Raw genomic sequence first — 17,971 nt, 5'->3', positions numbered from 1 at the left:
CTGTCACGTTTGAGCCAGTCGTCGAGGATGTCGAACCATCCCCGTTCTGCTGGCGCTCGTCCAATCGCGATCGTCATAAAACTCAACTCCGAAAGGAAGTCATAAGGGCAGATTCGTGAGGTAGCTCAAAGAGATAATAAGAGCCAAGTTTACGAATCTTAATAACGACTCTAATCTAGCAAAGACGTTTTGTGAATTTCAACAAGGCATATCCCGTGGAATCACCTTCGTATATGCGATATAGCCCTGTTCCAAGCAATAGAGGGACATACCTGAAGCGTTCTCCTGCTGATCACGCTGTTTTCCTCAGGGTGTTCACTTGCTGTGAAAAGGGCTGTAAGATACTGCATGTTTATTAATCACACGTCTTTCCCATGGGTCACCCAATTGTGATGCCCGCCATTCCCGCAAAGGTTTCAGTCTTTGGTTTCCCCCTTCACTTAGTGGACAATGCCCCGGCGTGGCTGCTAATGCAACAGCGGGATGGTCATGGTCAACACGTGATCACGCTCAATTCAGAGATGGTCATGTTGGCGGAGCGAACCCCAGAGTTTGCCGATGTTTTACACCGTGCTGATTTGGTGATTCCCGATGGATCAGGAGTGATTCTCTACCTCAAGTTGCATGGCCTCTCTGTGCGCCGTCTGCCAGGGATTGAATTTGCGGAAGCACTCTTGAGACTGGCGAATGAGGCGCCCCAGCCCAAGCGGGTCTTTTTCTATGGGGCAGCACCGGGCGTAGCAGAAAAAGTTGCTGAGCGCTGGCATCGAGAGTTGCCGAACTTAAAGATTGTTGGTGTGCAATCTGGCTACCACGATGCGGACACTGAAACTATCCTCATTGAAAAGCTAAACGAGGAGCAGCCCGACATTATCCTTGTGGCATTGGGGGTGCCACGGCAGGAATACTGGATCGATCGCCATCGTCATATTTGTCCGAAGGCAATTTGGGTGGGCGTCGGCGGCAGTTTTGACGTTTGGGCCGGAGTGAAAAAACGAGCACCCAAGTTACTGCAAAAACTCCATTTGGAGTGGCTTTACCGCCTATATCAGGAACCGTGGCGATGGCGACGGATGCTGGCTTTGCCCCAATTTGCATGGAAGACCCTTCTCAGTCGTTTGTATGGGCGACGGCGTTTCTCCTCCCGATGACAGCAGTGACTCCGATGGTAAACCCCTGTGAACGCACCTCCGAGGGGGTAATCATTGCGGAACTGTGCCAAGTGACAAAGTCCTTTGGTGGCGGGTTGCCCTGCTTACATGGCGTTAGTTTGCAACTGCGACGGGGAGAGTTTTGCTTTCTCACCGGGGCGTCGGGATCTGGGAAATCCACCCTGCTGAAGCTACTTTGGGGGCAGTTCCGTCCCGATGGGGGGACGGTTCACCTGTTTGGGGAGGAAGTTAATCTCCACCAAGACCGACAAATGGCGCGGTTGCGGCGGCGCATGGGGATGATTTTTCAGGACTTTAAGCTTTTGGGCGATCGCTCCGTGGCAGAGAACGTGGCTTTTGCCCTGCTGGTGCGCGGCCTGCCCAAGGCGGAAATTCAACAGCGGGTACGCACTGCCCTGAAACTGGTGGGACTGAGCCACAAAGCCGATGCCAATCCCCAAGCGCTATCGGGGGGAGAGCAGCAGCGGGTGAGCATTGCGCGGGCGATCGTCGGTGGCCCTGAACTCTTGCTGGCAGATGAACCCACCGGCAATCTCGACCCCCAAACCAGTCAACAAATTCTTGCCCTGCTTCATCGCCTCCACCAGCAGGGGTTAACCGTTCTCTTTGCCACCCATGACTTGGCCTTAACCCGCTTGGTTTCGCATCGGATTCTCCACTTGCACCATGGCAAACTCAAGTCCCTTTCCCACCCTTGATTTTCTCATTCCGGAAGTGCGCCGCAGCCTTTGGCGCGGTGGTTGGCTCAACGGCGCAGCCGTCATTGCCGTGGCCGTAACCCTGTTTATTTTTGGTTGGGGCTGGCAAGTCTCACAGCTTGTGGGGGCCGGTGTCGAGTCCTTGGGCAATCGGTTGGAAATTACCGCCTATGTGGCGCCCGATCTTCCCGCAGTGAAGGTGGCAAGCCTGAAAGAGCAACTGGCAGCGCTGCCGGGTGTCGCCGATGTCACTTGGATTGATCGCGATCGCGCTTGGGCAGAATTGCAAGCAGATTTAGGTCTCAAAAGCGAACAGGGTGGGCTAGACCTCTTTGACACCAATCCCCTCAGTGATGAAGTCAAGATCCGCGCCCAAAGCCTCGAACAGGTGGCTTCCTTGGCTAACCAAATTGCCCAAAAGGACGGCATTGAGTCTGTGCAGTACCTTGAGCGCGCCCTCAGTGGTCTGCAAAGTGTGCAGCGCGTCGTGCGGGGAGTCACGTTTGTTTTAGTGCTGCTCCTCAGTTTAACGGTGATTGCGCTGGTGAGCGCCATTTTGCGGTTGATTATCCTTGTGCGCCAACCGGAAATCGAGATCATGACCCTGGTGGGTGCCACCCAAACTTGGATTTATACCCCCCTCTTCATTCAAGCGGCGAGTCTAGGTGGGAGCGGCGGTTTGCTGGCGTGGCTTGCCGGTCGGCTTAGCAGTCAACAACTTCAACGGTGGTTAGCCCAACAGGTCGGCTTTCGCGCCCTTGGGAGCAATGTCTCCGTGGAATGGCCGGTCGGCTTGGGGGTATTCCTGATCATCGTGGGAGTGATTTTGGGGTTGTTGAGTAGCCGACTGGCACTGCAAACCACCGCCCCTATGCCAAAATAGTCTTGATCTTCCTCGACTTACTAGGACTGTCAAAGTAGCCTCTAAATGAATCCTACTGGACAGCCACTGGCAGAGGTGTTTGGCTATTTGGTAACCGACCATACAGATGCAGCTCAACGCTACCGTTCGCGACGGCTTTGCCCTTTTAACAACAAAGTCCCCAATTGCACCAAAGATAAAGCCCAAAATCCCCTTGGCGTCTGCAGTATTTACCATGAAGGGACACCCGTCATTACCTGCCCCATTCGCTTTCGTCAAGATTGGCTCATTCTTGATGATGCTGCTAATTTCTTCTTTGAACAGGGAACCCAGTGGACTTCGCTAATGGAAGTCCGTCTAAACGATGCCTATGGCAAGTCTGCCGGAAACATTGACGTTGTTCTTGTTGCCTATGATGAGAGGGGTAGAGTCACTGATTTTGGTGCTCTTGAGATTCAGGCTGTTTATATTTCTGGCAATATCCGTGAGCCGTTTGATTACTACATGGCCGATCCCCACAACAGAGCTTCCATGGGTTGGTCTCAGAAGGCAAATTATCCCCATCCTGATTATCTTTCCTCCTCTCGCAAAAGACTTTTGCCGCAACTGGTTTACAAAGGTGGAATCTTGCATTCATGGAAAAAGAAAATTGCTGTTGCTTTGCATAAAAGCCTCTTTGCAACGCTTCCTCCCCTCAAGCCAGTAGCAAAAGATAAAGCAGAGATAGCATGGCTTATCTATGACCTAGAGTTAAAAAAAAGAGTAAGGAGCTGAGTCGGGGCGATATTATCTGACGAAGGTAGATGAGATTTTGACCGAATTTCAACCGGCATTACTTGCTATGACCACCCCATCTTCCGGTAGCGTGGAACATTTCCTCAAGCTACTGCAAGAAAAGCTTGATGAGCAATTGGAAACACCCCCAATCAATCAAAGCATTGAGGATGTGTTTTAGTTGCTTTAATTAAATACAATGATTGAAAAACAGCTTTCACTGTTTTCTGATGATATGCCTTTGCCACGGCCGGTTAATGTAGCATCGGTGCCGCAGCGGAGTCCTTTTCGCTATCCCGGTGGAAAGACATGGTTTGTACCAACCTTTCGCAATTGGATGGCCAGCCTGAAAGAAAAGCCGCGACTCCTCGTTGAGCCATTTGCTGGTGGTGGGATTATTAGTCTTACTGCCCTCTTTGAGAATTTGGTCGATCAAGTCGTTATGGTTGAGTTAGATGAAGAGGTGGCAGCGGTTTGGGAAACAATTCTAAATGGTGAAACCGAGTGGCTTGCAGATCGTATCCTAAACTTTACAATAACAAGGGAAAACATCGAAAAAGAACTGCAAAAAACACCAAGTAGTAAAAGAGAGAGGGCATTTCAGACAATTCTCAAGAATCGTACACTACACGGCGGCATTCTTGCCGAAGGTTCGCGGTTTGTCAGGTACGGTGAGAAGGGAAAAGGAATCAGCTCCCGCTGGTATCCAAAGACGCTTGCCCAGAGACTGAGGAACCTCAATCACATTGCCAGCCGTATAGATTTCCGCTGTGATGATGGCCTAAATGTCCTCGTCGAGTTTGCCGATCGCAAAGATGCTATCTACTTTATTGATCCTCCCTATACGGCAGGGGGTAAGAACGCCGGTAGGCGGCTTTACAAATATCATCAAGTTGATCACGACTATCTCTTTAGAATTTGTAGCTTGCTTTCGGGAGACTTTCTCATGACATATAGTGATGCCAAAGAAGTTCAAGAGATGGCACGGCAGCATCGGTTTCAGGTACGCTCAATTTTGATGAAAAATACCCACCATGCTACGATGAGGGAGTTGGTGATCGGACGAGATTTACGATGGTTAGATCCTGAGGCTTGTCTGCGGCAGTCTTGATGCTCCGAGGATATTTTCCTGAAAAAGACTGGAATCTGCCTCTCTTTTTTGATCAAAAGCTAATGCCCATATAAGTCAAAAAACGTTCAAGGAATAGCCCAACCGATGAGCGAGATGATGCAGCCTACGCTTGACGAAAAAGCAATTGTCCAACACTACTTCAACACCACCGGGTTCGATCGCTGGCGGCGCATCTACGGCACAGAGCAGGTCAGCAAGGTGCAAGCGGATATCCGCAGGGGGCACCAACAAACGATTGATACGGTACTTGCATGGCTAAAAGCCGATGGCTCCCTCAAGGGCAAACTCGTCTGTGATGCCGGCTGTGGAGTTGGCAGTCTAAGCATTCCCCTTGCGGCATTGGAGGCACGGGTCTATGCCAGTGATATTTCTGAGAAGATGGTGGCCGAAGCCCGCGATCGCGCCGCTGCTCAGTTGAATGGCCACCATGAACTCATCCTCAATGTAAGTGATCTTGAAGCCCTGCGGGGACAATATCACATTGTGATCTGCCTTGATGTCCTCATCCACTATCCCGACAGTCAAATGGCGCGGATGCTAACCCACCTGAGTTCTCTGGCAATGGAGCGCCTAATTGTCAGCTTTGCTCCCAAGACTCCCCGATATACCCTCCTAAAGAAAATTGGCGAATTCTTCCCCGGCGCCAGCAAGACTACCCGTGCCTATCTGCACAGCGAGGAATTGATGGTCGGGATTTTGCAGAACTTGGGTTGGCAGATTGAGCGCAATGCCATGATTAAAACTCGCTTTTACTTTTCGCGCCTCCTCGAAGCCGTGCGATCCTAGATGACGAGCCTCAACCTCAGCTTGGCGGAGCTGCAAGCCTTGGGGCGCCGGTGGGGAACATGGCTGCCGCCGGGGACGGTGCTCTTGTTAGTTGGGGAACTCGGAGCCGGCAAGACAACGTTTGTCCAAGCCTTGGGGGCGGGATTGAGAATTGCCGATGTCATCCAAAGTCCCACCTTCACGCTGATTCAGGAATATCCCGAAGGACGTGTTCCCCTTTATCATTTTGATCTTTACCGTCTGACGCCTGCAGAAGTGGCGGAGTTGGCACCAGAACGCTATTGGCTGGGGGAAGAAATTGAGCTGGGGATTGTTGCCATTGAGTGGCCCGATCGCCTGCCCACCCTACCCCCAGACTACCTTAGGCTCCAGCTTCAACGGCAGCAGGATCGCACCCATCTAACTCTAGAGGCTGTAGGGGCAGCGACATCGCTGTTGCCCAAGTGCTTAAATCCCTAAGGGCGCGATCGCGATAGGCCGCATAGCGCAGCGCCTTTTGGCGCACTTTTTGCTCTAAGGGTGGCAAAATACCAAAGTTGGGGGGCATGGGCTGGAAGGTTTTGCTCTCAGCCGTACTGATGTAGTGAAAGAGGGCACCGGCCATCGTGGTTGGCGGCAATACCAAGGGGGGGAGTCCCCGGACGAGGCGAGCGGCATTGGTTCCCGCTAACCAGCCACCGGCCACTGCCGCGCTGTATCCCTCGGTACCCGTAATTTGACCGGCGGCCAACAGGGTGGGGCGATCGCGAAACTGAAGCGTGGCATTCAACAGCTTCGGCGCATTTAGGAAGGTATTGCGGTGCATCACCCCCATGCGCACAAACTCCGCCTGCTCTAAAGCGGGGATCATCCGAAAGACCCGCTGCTGTTCGCCCCAGCGCAGATTCGTTTGAAAACCCACCAAGTTCCACAGTTGCCCGTGGCGATCCTCTTGGCGCAGTTGGGCCACCGCATAGGGACGCTCCCCGGTGCGCGGATCCCGCAAGCCCACGGGTTTCAAAGGGCCAAAGCGCAACGTATCTACCCCCCGCCGCGCCAACTCCTCAATGGGTAAGCAGGCTTCAAAAAATTGGGCACGCTCACGCTCAAAGTCCTTGAGAGGGGTCTGTTCCGCTGCACAGAGGGCCTGCCAAAACCGCCGATATTCCTCGGCAGTGAAGGGACAATTGAGATAGGCGGCTTCCCCGCGGTCATAGCGCGAGGCCAGAAAGGCCACCTCACGGTTAATGGACTCCCCCACCACAATGGGGCTGGCAGCATCGAAAAAACTCAGGTAGTCCAGTCCCGTAAAGCGCTGGAGATCGGCACTGAGTGCCTCACTGGTGAGCGGTCCGGTGGCCAAGACCACAATGCCGTGCTCCGGCAGGCGGGTCAGCTCTTCGCACCGCAACGTAATCAGGGGATGGGCGGCAAGGGTTTCGGTTAGCTCACGACTAAACTGGGTGCGATCCACTGCCAAGGCGCCCCCGGCGGGCACTTGATGGCGATCGGCAGTCGCCATAATCAACGACCCAAGAGCCCGCAGTTCATGGTGCAATAACCCCGTGGCGCGATCGCTCGCCTTGGCCCCAAAGGAATTACTGCACACCAACTCCGCCAATTCTGCCGTGTGGTGGGCTGGACTGGCCACCTGGGGGCGCATTTCATACAACACCACCGGCAACCCCGCCCGGGCAATTTGCCAAGCCGCTTCTGTACCGGCTAAACCACCACCAATGACCGTAATCGGTTCCATCGCTATCCTTCTGGAGGAGACTCCACCGCTACATCTGAGGTGGGTAAGGCCGCTGTGGCCGCGGTTGCTGACTTAAAGACCCAACGCAGCAGGGGCGGTGCCACGAATGTGGTCACAATTACCATCACGATAATACCGGCATCTAAAGCCTTCGAGAGCACCCCGCTGGCAGACCCCACCGCCGCAAAGATCAACCCCACTTCCCCCCGCGGTACCATCCCAATACCGACGGCCCACCGATTAATTCCCGGTTGACCAAAGACTATTGCTCCTGTGACTACTTTACCAACAATGGCCACGACTACCAAGAACGAAGCAATAATCAGACCTGCGCGATTGGCCGGTTCCAAAGGATTGAGAACGCTAATATCGGTGCGGGCACCCACACAGACAAAGAACACCGGTACCAGCATATCGGCAATGGGCAAAATCTGCTCCTCGAGTTCCCGCCGTTTCTCGGTTTCCCCCAAGACCAAGCCGGCGGTAAAAGCACCGAGAATTGCTTCCAGTTGCAGCATCACGGCCACATACCCCAGAACAAAAGCAAAGATCAAGGAGGGAATCAGCAAGTTACCGCGCGTCGTCAGGCGATCCACCATCCCTAGGAAAAAAGGACTCAACAACCGCCCCACCACGACAGACCCCACCAAAAAGACAACGGAGCTGAGGATCAAATAGACCACATTGCCGATCTCAACCGTGCCCGTTTTCGCCAAACTGGCCACCACCGCCAACACAATAATGCCGAGAATATCATCGAGAACGGCTGCCCCAATGATGATTTGACCTTCCGGGGAAGTGAGGCGTTGAATTTCTGCAAGCACTTTGGCCGTGATGCCGATGCTCGTTGCCGTGAGCGCTGCCCCGGCAAAGATAGCCGGTACCAAGTCCACATGAAAGAGCGTCACCAGCCCAAGGGTTCCTGCCACAAAGGGTGCCACTACCCCAGTTATGGCAACGGCAGCCGCTTGGGGGCCCACCTTGAGTAAGCCCTCTAAATCCGACTCTAAGCCAATCTCAAACAGCAGGATCATGACGCCAATCTCGGAGAGCACGGAGATAACCTCACTGGCGGTATTGGCAACCACAGAGGCAACGGTGCTCTCCATGCCGGCAGTTTGTTGAATAAAGGTCGTCAGTACTGAGGGTTCCGTTGAACCTGCCTCGGAAAAGACCAACAGGTGCAAGACGGAAATACCCACCACCACGCCGCCGACCAGTTCCCCCAGTACCGGTGGGAAGTTAATGCGGGCACAAGTCTCACCGCCCACTTTGCTTGCCAAATAGATCACCACCAGACTCAGCAAAACAGCCGCCAAGATCAATGGATCGACTTCGGTCAAGTTGACCGATTCTGCGGGCGTATCGGCAAGCAAAGGCCAAAGAAATAGCGTTGTCAAGGGCATAAGAAGACATCTGAAAACTCTTTACTAAGTTAACCACGCCTTCCCCTTCCCCTCAACCGAACGGCCGTTTTCTAAACTTAGGACATGGTGCTATTTAGACCTTGGACTGCCATTGAGTTGAGTGTGTTCAATCCTTACCAAAAGGGGGAGCAGCACATTCTAATTCTTGGGTTGAGGCATGAGTTTTTCTAAACTTTCCGCGACAAGATTCTTGGTATAGTAGAAGCGTGAATGAATGACTGTCCCCTTGTGAGTGAGTCAATTCCCCTATGCTACTAAAGTCCACCACACGCCACGTTCATATCTATGCCGGCTATGTGGTTAACGGTGAAGTTCATCCCGATACGGAAACGCTGACGCTGAATGTCGATCCCGATAACGAGCTGGAGTGGAATGAGGCTGCCCTCGCAAAGGTGGAAGCCAAATTTCAAGAGTTGGTGGCCAATGCCGCAGGCGAGGACTTGACGGAATACAATCTGCGGCGGATTGGCTCGGACTTGGAGCACTTTATTCGCTCGTTGTTGATGCAGGGGGAAATTGGCTATAACCTCAACAGCCGTGTGCGCAACTACAGCTTAGGGATTCCCCGCGTCAATCACGCCTAGATTCGTTCATTCGCAACCGCGATTCAACAGGCACTTTCCCGCTACAGTCTTTTGGTTTCCTAAAGGGAGCGCAATCCGCTCTGAAGCGTGGCTTTCATCGTTTTGAGTCTCTTCCCTCCCTGTGAAAAGGGCGATGTTTGCCTTCGGCCAGCTGTCAATTGGCCAAAAAAAAAGAGGCCATTACTGACCTCAAAATGACACTTTGACCGCTGAAAATTGGGAGAGAGTTAAGGTCTAGAGGAGACCCCAGAAGTGAAGCACGCCTTGTTTGGTGATCAGTTCTGTGAGTAGCGCCGCCACAAAGCCGATCATGGCGAGGCGACCGTTCCAAATTTCAGCTTGAGGGGTAAACCCAAACACCCATGCATTGCGATCTTCGGCTTTGATGGTTTTGGTATCTTCCATGGTTTTGACTCCTGATCGAACCCTGTATCCTCACTGTAACAATTCTTTACCAATTGCGCAACAACTCTTAATATATTTTTCTCTATTGCTGCCCTAGAGGGCGATCGCGGTATCTCTAATCAATAACTGTAGCCATCTTCACGTTCTCTAACTTGGCAAGGATTTGCGGCTTGTAGTTTTCAAACTCTGCTTTGAGGAGGTTGCGGCTAACAATCGCGGGGGCTGAACTGGGCAAGCTTTTACTGGTTTGCAGCCAATCCCGTAGCAGTTGCCGCTGGAAGGTGGCGATCGTAAACGTGCGGACATTGATGCAGTGTTGCGGATCCTCAAGGGAGAAAAAGAGCAGCGGATAGTAGCCGGTCTCTGAGAGCAAAAGGCAAAGCTCTTGGTTGCGTGGCAGTTTCATATCAAGATAACAAGGCAGCCAACGTGGACCCTGCTTGGGATCGTAGATAGCGGTAATCCAAAGGATCATCGGATGGGGGCTGGTGGTGAAGAGAAACTGGTTGTAGCGGATATTAAGCATGCGGCGATCGATCTCTGCCCGAGGCAACATCACCCACAGTGACGCCGCTGATTCCCGCTGCGCATATAGAGGCATGGGAAAGACAATTTCCGCCACCGGTTTATCGGCAGGCCAAACACTCTGCCAGCAGACTTCTTCAACCGTAGCAAGGGCAACAGGCGGTTGGGATTGGTGTTCTGGCGGCTGAGAGACTTTTGCCGCAGTAACCTCTACCCCTGGCTGAGTCACTCGACCAATGCCAAACTGCTCCTCAAGGGCAACGAGGACTTTAATAATTTCACCCATGTTTTGGGGGCGATCGGCGGGGGATTTGGCCATACAGGCCATGATCAATTCCTCAAGGGCAGGAGGGAGATTTAGCCCCGGACTCGCGACACTGAAGGGCATGGGTTTTTGAAAATGGTGTGCCTTAAACCAACTGCCAATGGAGTGGGTTTCTGCCTGAATGGGCATCTTGCCTGTGAGTAGCTCATACATTGTGATGCCAAGACTGTAGATGTCAGAGCGGTGATCCAATTCCCGTCCTTCAATCTGCTCTGGTGAACAGTAGGCCAGAGTGCCCATAAATGAAGAGGTTTGCCCCTTTTCAGAGGCATCCCCCAAAAATTTGGCAATCCCAAAATCCAACACCTTGGCGAGTTCCCCTAGGGTATTGTCCTGAATCACAAGGACATTGCTGGGTTTGATGTCACGGTGAATGATGGGACATTTTTGGCCTTCGATAATAATTCCCTCATGAGCAACCTGAAGACCAAGGCACATATGGCGGGCAATTCGCAGAAATCGGCTTAAGGGTAGGGGTTCTTCTAGAAGCAAATCACTGAGGTTTTCCCCTTGCAAAAATTCCATGACGTAGAAGGGAATTTCCTCATTATTCATGCCGTAATCAAGCACCCGCACCACGTGCATACTTTTCTGGCCGAGGAGGGCACCCGCTCGCGCTTCTTGGGCAAAACGGGTTTTCATGCGATCGTTGAGCAGGGTTTGCGAAAGGAATTTAACGGCAACTGGAACGCCGCCAAGGAGAATATCCTCTGCGCGATATACCCGCCCCATTGAGCCTTTGCCAATCAGCTCCGTCAGCCGATACCGATTCATGAGAACTTGGCCAATATTGGTGTCGCGGGACGGGTCTGACATAGATGCCTCGAAGAAAAAAGGGAAATCGGCTCACGAGATCGCAAACAGGTCGATCGTCCGTTCTCGGATTACTTCAGACGCTATAGTTATGGTTATATGTCTATTATCCTTTAGAGTCTTGACGTTGTGCCTGAATTCATTAGAGCGATCGCTCCCCCTAACCCATAGTTTCTTAAGTATTTTTAGGGTTCTCAGCGTTGGCAACTCCTAACCAAGACATCAGTGAGGAACCCGTAATCTGGATCTCCTTATTGAGATCGGGAACAGGGATAAAGACGACACCGCCACTACAGGAAATCTCTCCCACCGATCGCCAGTGATTCGCGGTATAGATATGCACATGATCAACAACTCTCCGTCGCCAACTGCGCCACATTTCACTGGCAGCACAATCATAGAGTTGATAGCCATTCGGGAATGGCGGCACGGGTAAAGGGCACCAGTTGTGCCTTATTTTGAGCAAGATCTGGGAAAAATGAACCATAGGTCAATGCTTGTCGCAAAGATTCCCACGCATCGCAGTAACGCTTCACTATGATCTGCGGTTGACCATTTTCACTTTTGACCGTGGCAATAACCCCCCCTTTGTTGTCCACCAGTTGCAAAGTGCCTAAGACGGATTCAATGCGATAGTTGGGATTCGAGGCAAGGCTCTCAGCACCATTGACAACATCGGCAACAAAAACAGCAAACAACTCGCTGTCATCCATGAATCCACTCCCGATCCTGCTTTTTTACTAGTTTACTTTGCGGCTCCATTCGAAGAGAGACCAGTACCAGTTTTTACTCTTGTGAAATTAAAATATCTGCGAAAATTTCCTTTCTGAGGCGATCGCAAACCTCCGTATAATCATGGATTGATAAGGTAGTCGCACGGCTGCCTTTACTGGACTCTTACGCAGGGGTATCTCCCACACTCTGACTGCTTTGAGATGCTTTGACTTCTGAGGTTAACCATGAAATATCGCATTTTAATGGCGACTCTGCTGGCGGTATGTCTAGGAATTTTTTCCTTGAGTGCCCCCGCCTTTGCCGCAAAACAGACTTTAACCTATGACGATATTGTCGGTACAGGCCTGGCCAACAAGTGCCCCACCCTTGATGATACGGCGCGTGGTGCCTACCCCATTGATAGTTCTCAAACCTATCGCATTGCCCAACTGTGCTTGCAGCCGACGACATTTTTGGTCAAGGAAGAGCCGAAGAACAAACGCCAAGAGGCCGAATTTGTTCCCACAAAATTGGTGACCCGCGAAACCACAAGCTTGGATCAAATTCAAGGGGAACTCAAGGTCAACAGCGATGGCAGCCTCACCTTTGTAGAAGAGGATGGGATTGATTTCCAACCAGTGACAGTGCAAATGCCCGGTGGCGAGCGCATCCCACTGCTGTTTACGGTGAAAAACTTGGTGGCGAGTACTCAGCCCAACATTACCAGCATCACCACGTCAACCGATTTCAAGGGGGAATTCAACGTTCCTTCCTATCGCACCGCTAATTTCTTGGATCCCAAAGGACGGGGCTTGGCCTCTGGTTATGACTCAGCGATCGCCATTCCCCAGGGCAAAGAAGAAGAACTGGCTCGCGCCAATGTGAAGCGCTTCTCGCTTACCAAGGGTGAAATTTCTCTGAATGTGGCGAAAGTGGATGGCCGCACGGGTGAAATTGCTGGCACCTTTGAAAGTGAGCAACTCTCCGATGATGATATGGGTGCCCATGACCCCCACGAGGTGAAAATTCAAGGGGTCTTCTACGCCCGCATTGAGCCTGCCTAGGATCGAAAAAACAAATGGCGACTCTCTTAGAACTCAGGGAACTGCGGGTCGCCTATCCCCCAACAGAGACATCATCTGCTGCAACAGTCGTGGTGGATGGTGTTTCTTTTTGCGTAGCTGCAGGGGAGCGGTTGGGCTTGGTGGGGGAGTCCGGTTGCGGTAAATCCACGATCGCCAAGGCCATTTTGCAGTTGTTGCCACCGGGGTCACAGGTTTCTGGAGCGATTACCCTTCAGGGGCAATCCCTCTTGGGGTTAACCTCTTCCCAGTTGCAGCGGCTGCGGGGTGAGCAAATCGGCTTGGTCTTTCAGGATCCGCTGAGCCGCCTCAATCCGCTAATGAGTGTCTATGACCACTGCGATGAGCTATTGCGGAGTCATCGGCCGGCTTTGGGTCGCTCCCAACGGCGGCAGCGCATTGTTGACGTGCTGGATCGGGTGAGAATTCCGGCCAATCGCCTTCACCAGTATCCCCATGAGTTGAGTGGCGGCATGCGTCAACGGGTGGCGATCGCCCTAGCGCTGCTGTTGCATCCGCCTTTGATCATTGCCGATGAACCCACCACAGCCCTAGATGTGACCGTTGCGGCGGAAATTCTCGCTGAACTCACGCGCCTGTGCCAAGAGGAGCAGCGGGGGCTGTTACTCATTTCCCACGATCTGGCTTTGATGGCCAAGTATTGCGATCGCCTTGCCGTGATGCACCAAGGCAAAATCGTTGAAGTGGGCACAGCTTGCCAAGTCCTGCAACGGCCGCAGCACCCCTATACCCAATCCCTCTTGGCGGCCGGCCAACTCCCCTGCCGACCGTCTCCGCCCTTGGACGCTACCCCGGCACTGCTGCAGGTGCGCAATTTACGGCGGCACTACCGCTTGGGGGGATGGCTACAGCCGCAGACAACCATCCGTGCTGTGGATGGCGTCAATTTGACATTGCACCGCGGCGAAACCCTTGGCCTGGTGGGGGAATCGGGCTGTGGCAAAAGTACCCTTTCCCGCTTGATTCTGCAACTGATTCCTGCCCATGCCGGGGAAGTGGTCTTTTTGGGGCGCAACTTAAGTCAGTTGCCCGCGGCTCAACTGCGCACCGCCCGCCGCGATCTGCAGATGATTTTCCAAGACCCCCACGCCTGCCTCAACCCAAAAATGACCGTGGAACAAAACTTGCTGGAACCCCTGCTGATTCACCGGCTAATGGCAAAAGAGGCCGCCCAAGAGCGGGTACGCCAGATGTTGACCCAGGTGGAATTAACCCCCGCCGCAGCCTACCTTCATCGCTATCCCCATGCCCTATCGGGGGGGCAACGCCAACGGGTGGCGATCGCCCGCGCCCTGATTACCCACCCCCAATTAGTGGTTTGTGATGAACCGGTGAGTATGCTCGATGCCCATATTCAACGGCAGGTGCTGGCGCTGATGCAGCAGTTAAAGGAGCAGTTGCAACTCACCTATCTCTTTATTACCCACGATCTGGCGGTGGCTCGCAGTTTTTGCGATCGCATTGCGGTGATGTACGCCGGCCAAATTGTCGAACTGGCCCCCACGGCGCAACTGTTTGCCTGCCCGCAACATCCCTACACGCAAAAGCTTCTTGCTGCCGCTTTGTAGCTGCATAGCTGCGCTGGGTCACCTTGGAGATAGAGCGATTTCTTTGCCAAACCTTTAACCGTCTTTAACGTTTGGTGTTTAACTTGAGGGCGTGAAGTTGTTTACAAGGCTACCGATCAAAGCGGTGAGGTTGACTAACAGTATGGGAGAGTACTTCGGTGACATTTTGCAGCGGACGCTGCGGCGGCGGGATTTTCTCAAAACGGCTCTGTGGGGAGCTGCCGGCTTTGCCCTCAGCGGACTGGAGGAGAAGGTCGCCGTCTCTTTATCCTCGCAGAGCTTTGCGACAATTTATCCCAACAGTGAAGACAAAGTGACTCTGCCGCCGGGATTTAACAATGGTCTGGTGATTGGTTGGGGCGATCCCCTTGATCAGGGTCTGCCGCTGGATTGGAACCGTTTGCACGAGCAGGTCACAGCCGCAATGGTGGAGCGGCAGAAGCGCTGCTTTGGCTACAATTGCGACTTTGTCGGCTATATGGAGGCTCCTCGAGGTCGGCGTCTCTTGGTTGTGAACCACGAATACACCAATCCCGAGCTGATGTTTCAAGGCTTTGAGGGGCGAGCCAACCGCTGGCAAGCTGCCCTGCAACGGGAAGCCCACGGTGTATCGGTGGTAGAAATTCAGCCCCACAGTCGGGGAGGGTGGCGCTATGTCAAGGGTTCCTCCTATAACCGTCGCATTACCGGCTCCACGCCCTGCGAAATCGGCGGCCCCCTGCAGGGACATCCCTTGATGTGCACCCAATATGATCCCCGGGGCAGACTGGTCTATGGCACCCTCAACAACTGCGCTGCCGGCAAGACGCCTTGGGGCACCATTCTCACCTGCGAGGAGAACTTTCACAGCTATTTTGGAGGCAGCGAGGCATCACTGAGCGGCCAGGTGCGGGAACTGCACAAGCGCTATGGGGTTCCCAGCGATCGCGCCGATCGCTATGGGTTTTATCTCTACGAAAATCGGTTCAATATTGAAAAAGAACCCAACGAGGCCTTTCGCTTTGGCTGGGTAGTGGAGGTCGATCCCCTCAATCCCAATCGTGCGGCGGTGAAGCGCACTGCCTTGGGTCGGTTTCGCCACGAGGCGGCCACAACGGTGGTTGCCCCAGACGGTCGGGTGGTGGTCTACATGGGGGATGATGCCCGCTTTGAGTACATCTATAAATTTGTTACCCAAGGCAAGTACAACCCCCGTCAGCGGGAGGCCAATTGGGGACTGCTGGATGAGGGCACCCTCTATGCGGCTCGCTTTAACGAGAACTTGGGGGGCGAGTGGCTGCAAATTGCTTCTATCCAAGGCAAGCAAATCATCCCTAACCCGGCATTGCCCGAGGTCTTCCAAGCCGATCCCGGTCTGTGCCTAATTAACAGCCGTGGTGCTGCCGATGCCTTGGGGGCAACCAAAATGGATCGCCCGGAAGATGTGGAGTGGAACCCGGTCACCAAAACCATTTGGGCGGCGCTAACCTACAATGAGCGGCGCACGGCTAGCGATCGCGCCAACCCCCGCACCGAGAACGTCATGGGTCATGTGCTGGAAATTGCCGAAGCCGGTGGCGACCCCACTGCTCTGCGCTTTCAGTGGCAGATTCCGCTGCTTTGTGGTGAACCGGCGGCCACTGTCCCTAATCGGCAACTTCTCCTCTACGGTCAAGCAGTGGACAAAACCGTGCCGGCCATCTCGGCACCCGATAACTTTGCCTTTGATAGACGGGGCAATGTCTGGATTGCAACCGATGGCAATCCCGGCTCAAGCCGCCTTCAGAAAAACGATGGCATCTACGTTCTCAATCCCTTCCGCCGTGAGTTCAAGATGTTCCTCTCAGGGGTGCCGGGCTGTGAAATCTGTGGCCCTGAGTTTAGCAGCGACTATCGGACTTTCTTTTGTGCCATTCAGCATCCGGGAGAAGGGGCAAAATCCACCGCCGAGCTGTCAACGCGCTGGCCCTATGGAGAGGGAGTGGTAGTGCCTCGGCCGTCTGTGATTGCCGTGTGGCGCTCCGATGGTCAGGAAATTTCAGCCTAGGGCCGCCGCGAAGAAGGGCGACCGATTCCATTGGGGCGTAAGGGAACGACCGGCGCAGCACGACGGCGGCGAGGGGGTTGAACTGGCGGAGGATTGGGAAAGGTAATTACCTCCGCCGGCTGCGCTTCACGGGCACAGCGAATCAACAGGCCGGCGATCGCCAGACTGGCCATAATTGAGCTACCCCCATAGCTAAAGAGGGGAAAGGGTAGCCCCGTTGTCGGTAGGATACCAATGGCTACCGCAATATTAATCAGGGCTTGTAGGAGCATGATCACCGTCGCTCCCAAGGCAATGAGTTGGACAAGGGGATCCCGTGCCTGATTCACCACCCGCATTCCCAGCCATCCGTAGGTCGCTAGTAGTGCCAGTAGCAACAGACACCCCAATAGCCCCATTTCCTCGGCATAAACCGCAAAAATAAAGTCCGTATGCTGGATGGGCAAGTAGGAAAGCTTTTGCTGTGAAAAGCCATAGCCCGTGCCAAAAATACCCCCTGAGGCAACGGCCAAAAGACTCTGCACCAGTTGGTAGCCATCTCCCATCGCATCGGCCCAAGGGTTGAGGAAGGACATGACCCGCCGCCGTTGATACTCGTTAATGCTGATACTGAGGACTGCCAAGCCCAAGCCACTCATGGCTGTGAACAGCAGGGGCACCAAGGGTAAACCTGCACCAAGGGCCATCAGCCATAACGTCATGCCACAGAGAGCCGTGGTACTGAGGTTGGGTTGAATTAAAATCCCCAGCAGGGTGAGGGCAAAGGCAGTGAGCCAAAAACAACGCGCCTTCAGGTGTAGCCGCCGCCAAGAACTGAACACCCAAGCCGCTTGCAGGACTAAAAAAGGCTTCATCATCTCCGAGGGCTGGAGTTGAAAAGAGCCAATACTAATCCAGCGGGTGGCGCCCATCACCGTGGTTCCGACCCCCGGTAGTCGTGTTGCCCAGATCAGCAGCAGAAACAAAAAGAAGCCCGGAATAGCCATCTGGAGCGATCGCCGCAGGGGTAGCTGCAAAAACAGTTGAAACCCCGCCCAGCCAAGGGCAAGCCACAACAACTGGCGCGTAAAGTAGTACAGCCCATCCCCTGTTTCAGCCAAGCCCACAGGAAAACTAGCAGAAAAGAGGACAACCAAACCGAGGCCAATCCAGACAAGGGTCAACCAGTGGAGCAAGCGGGCTTCCAGTGTCCACTGCTGCAGGCGATCGCCAAAGGGAAGAAAACGCCACCAACTCACGCTTAGATGACCCTCACCGGCACCTGCCACTATAAGAACAGCACAGCCCTTTGCACAAGGATGGCAAAAGCGCGAAATTTCACC

The 17,971-nt window shown here is 53.6% G+C and carries 19 protein-coding genes; 12 read left to right on the top strand and 7 right to left on the bottom strand.

Features of this window, described 5'->3' with window-relative positions; translation table 11 throughout:
* Positions 1–374 precede the first annotated feature (374 nt).
* From ACK4IR_RS09350 to tsaE, 8 genes are all read left to right on the top strand, one after another.
* Positions 375–1,151, top strand: coding sequence for a WecB/TagA/CpsF family glycosyltransferase (locus tag ACK4IR_RS09350; RefSeq protein ID WP_409874096.1), 777 nt, complete (start codon positions 375–377; stop codon positions 1,149–1,151).
* A 14-nt stretch (positions 1,152–1,165) separates the two neighbouring features.
* Entirely contained in the window at positions 1,166–1,870 is a 705-nt protein-coding gene (gene ftsE / locus ACK4IR_RS09345; protein ID WP_409874095.1) for a cell division ATP-binding protein FtsE, read from the top strand.
* On the top strand, positions 1,839–2,753 hold the full coding sequence (locus tag ACK4IR_RS09340; protein WP_409874094.1) for a cell division protein FtsX: 915 nt from the start codon (positions 1,839–1,841) through the stop codon (positions 2,751–2,753). Before ftsE ends, ACK4IR_RS09340 begins: the two co-directional genes overlap by 32 nt.
* A gap of 45 nt (positions 2,754–2,798) precedes the next feature.
* Positions 2,799–3,506, top strand: coding sequence for a NotI family restriction endonuclease (locus tag ACK4IR_RS09335; RefSeq protein WP_409874093.1), 708 nt, complete (start codon positions 2,799–2,801; stop codon positions 3,504–3,506).
* A 37-nt stretch (positions 3,507–3,543) separates the two neighbouring features.
* Positions 3,544–3,687, top strand: a complete 144-nt coding sequence (locus tag ACK4IR_RS09330) for a hypothetical protein (RefSeq protein ID WP_409874092.1) — start codon at positions 3,544–3,546, stop codon at positions 3,685–3,687.
* 18 nt (positions 3,688–3,705) lie between these two features.
* Positions 3,706–4,617 (top strand): DNA adenine methylase, encoded by a 912-nt coding sequence (locus tag ACK4IR_RS09325; RefSeq protein WP_409874091.1) that lies wholly within the window; start codon positions 3,706–3,708, stop codon positions 4,615–4,617.
* A gap of 117 nt (positions 4,618–4,734) precedes the next feature.
* Positions 4,735–5,424, top strand: a complete 690-nt coding sequence (gene bchM, locus ACK4IR_RS09320) for a magnesium protoporphyrin IX methyltransferase (protein ID WP_409874098.1) — start codon at positions 4,735–4,737, stop codon at positions 5,422–5,424.
* Positions 5,425–5,883 (top strand): tRNA (adenosine(37)-N6)-threonylcarbamoyltransferase complex ATPase subunit type 1 TsaE, encoded by a 459-nt coding sequence (gene tsaE / locus ACK4IR_RS09315; RefSeq protein WP_409874090.1) that lies wholly within the window; start codon positions 5,425–5,427, stop codon positions 5,881–5,883.
* Here tsaE and trmFO read toward each other — a convergent pair.
* Both trmFO and ACK4IR_RS09305 read right to left on the bottom strand, forming a co-directional pair.
* Positions 5,786–7,159 (bottom strand): FADH(2)-oxidizing methylenetetrahydrofolate--tRNA-(uracil(54)-C(5))-methyltransferase TrmFO, encoded by a 1,374-nt coding sequence (trmFO, locus tag ACK4IR_RS09310; RefSeq protein WP_409874089.1) that lies wholly within the window; start codon positions 7,157–7,159, stop codon positions 5,786–5,788. The two genes, tsaE and trmFO, sit on opposite strands and share 98 nt — an antisense overlap.
* A gap of 2 nt (positions 7,160–7,161) precedes the next feature.
* Positions 7,162–8,565 (bottom strand): cation:proton antiporter, encoded by a 1,404-nt coding sequence (locus ACK4IR_RS09305; protein ID WP_409874088.1) that lies wholly within the window; start codon positions 8,563–8,565, stop codon positions 7,162–7,164.
* A 269-nt stretch (positions 8,566–8,834) separates the two neighbouring features.
* On the opposite strand from ACK4IR_RS09305, the gene ndhM reads away from it, so the two are divergent.
* The gene (gene ndhM, locus ACK4IR_RS09300) at positions 8,835–9,170 is read left to right on the top strand and encodes a photosynthetic/respiratory NAD(P)H-quinone oxidoreductase subunit M (protein WP_409874087.1); all 336 of its coding nucleotides are present in this window, start codon (positions 8,835–8,837) and stop codon (positions 9,168–9,170) included.
* A gap of 234 nt (positions 9,171–9,404) precedes the next feature.
* Here the strand turns inward: ndhM and ACK4IR_RS09295 are convergent, their stop codons facing one another.
* The 4 genes from ACK4IR_RS09295 to ACK4IR_RS09280 all read right to left on the bottom strand — a co-directional run bounded on the left by ACK4IR_RS09295 (position 9,405) and on the right by ACK4IR_RS09280 (position 11,951).
* Complete coding sequence (locus ACK4IR_RS09295) at positions 9,405–9,575, bottom strand: chlorophyll a/b-binding protein (RefSeq protein ID WP_011056299.1); 171 nt, start codon at positions 9,573–9,575, stop codon at positions 9,405–9,407.
* 115 nt (positions 9,576–9,690) lie between these two features.
* Positions 9,691–11,241, bottom strand: coding sequence for a serine/threonine protein kinase (locus ACK4IR_RS09290; protein WP_409874086.1), 1,551 nt, complete (start codon positions 11,239–11,241; stop codon positions 9,691–9,693).
* 172 nt (positions 11,242–11,413) lie between these two features.
* Complete coding sequence (locus tag ACK4IR_RS09285; protein ID WP_409874085.1) at positions 11,414–11,617, bottom strand: hypothetical protein; 204 nt, start codon at positions 11,615–11,617, stop codon at positions 11,414–11,416.
* A gap of 16 nt (positions 11,618–11,633) precedes the next feature.
* Complete coding sequence (locus ACK4IR_RS09280; protein ID WP_409874084.1) at positions 11,634–11,951, bottom strand: hypothetical protein; 318 nt, start codon at positions 11,949–11,951, stop codon at positions 11,634–11,636.
* A gap of 246 nt (positions 11,952–12,197) precedes the next feature.
* On the opposite strand from ACK4IR_RS09280, the gene ACK4IR_RS09275 reads away from it, so the two are divergent.
* The 3 genes from ACK4IR_RS09275 to ACK4IR_RS09265 all read left to right on the top strand — a co-directional run bounded on the left by ACK4IR_RS09275 (position 12,198) and on the right by ACK4IR_RS09265 (position 16,649).
* Entirely contained in the window at positions 12,198–13,016 is an 819-nt protein-coding gene (locus ACK4IR_RS09275; protein ID WP_409874083.1) for a photosystem II manganese-stabilizing polypeptide, read from the top strand.
* A gap of 14 nt (positions 13,017–13,030) precedes the next feature.
* Complete coding sequence (locus ACK4IR_RS09270) at positions 13,031–14,623, top strand: dipeptide ABC transporter ATP-binding protein (RefSeq protein ID WP_409874082.1); 1,593 nt, start codon at positions 13,031–13,033, stop codon at positions 14,621–14,623.
* A gap of 142 nt (positions 14,624–14,765) precedes the next feature.
* A complete protein-coding gene (locus ACK4IR_RS09265) occupies positions 14,766–16,649 on the top strand; it encodes a PhoX family protein (protein WP_409874081.1) in 1,884 nt (627 codons plus the stop codon).
* On the opposite strand, the gene ACK4IR_RS09260 is transcribed toward ACK4IR_RS09265, so the two are convergent.
* Entirely contained in the window at positions 16,646–17,887 is a 1,242-nt protein-coding gene (locus ACK4IR_RS09260) for an FtsW/RodA/SpoVE family cell cycle protein (RefSeq protein ID WP_409874080.1), read from the bottom strand. The genes ACK4IR_RS09265 and ACK4IR_RS09260 overlap by 4 nt on opposite strands.
* Between the last annotated feature and the right edge of the window lie 84 nt (positions 17,888–17,971).

The sequence above is a fragment of the Thermosynechococcus sp. genome (genome assembly GCF_046299635.1).
In the GTDB taxonomy this organism is placed as follows: domain Bacteria; phylum Cyanobacteriota; class Cyanobacteriia; order Thermosynechococcales; family Thermosynechococcaceae; genus Thermosynechococcus.
Note: the sequence above shows the minus strand (reverse complement) of the source record. Positions and strands in the feature narration are given on the sequence as shown.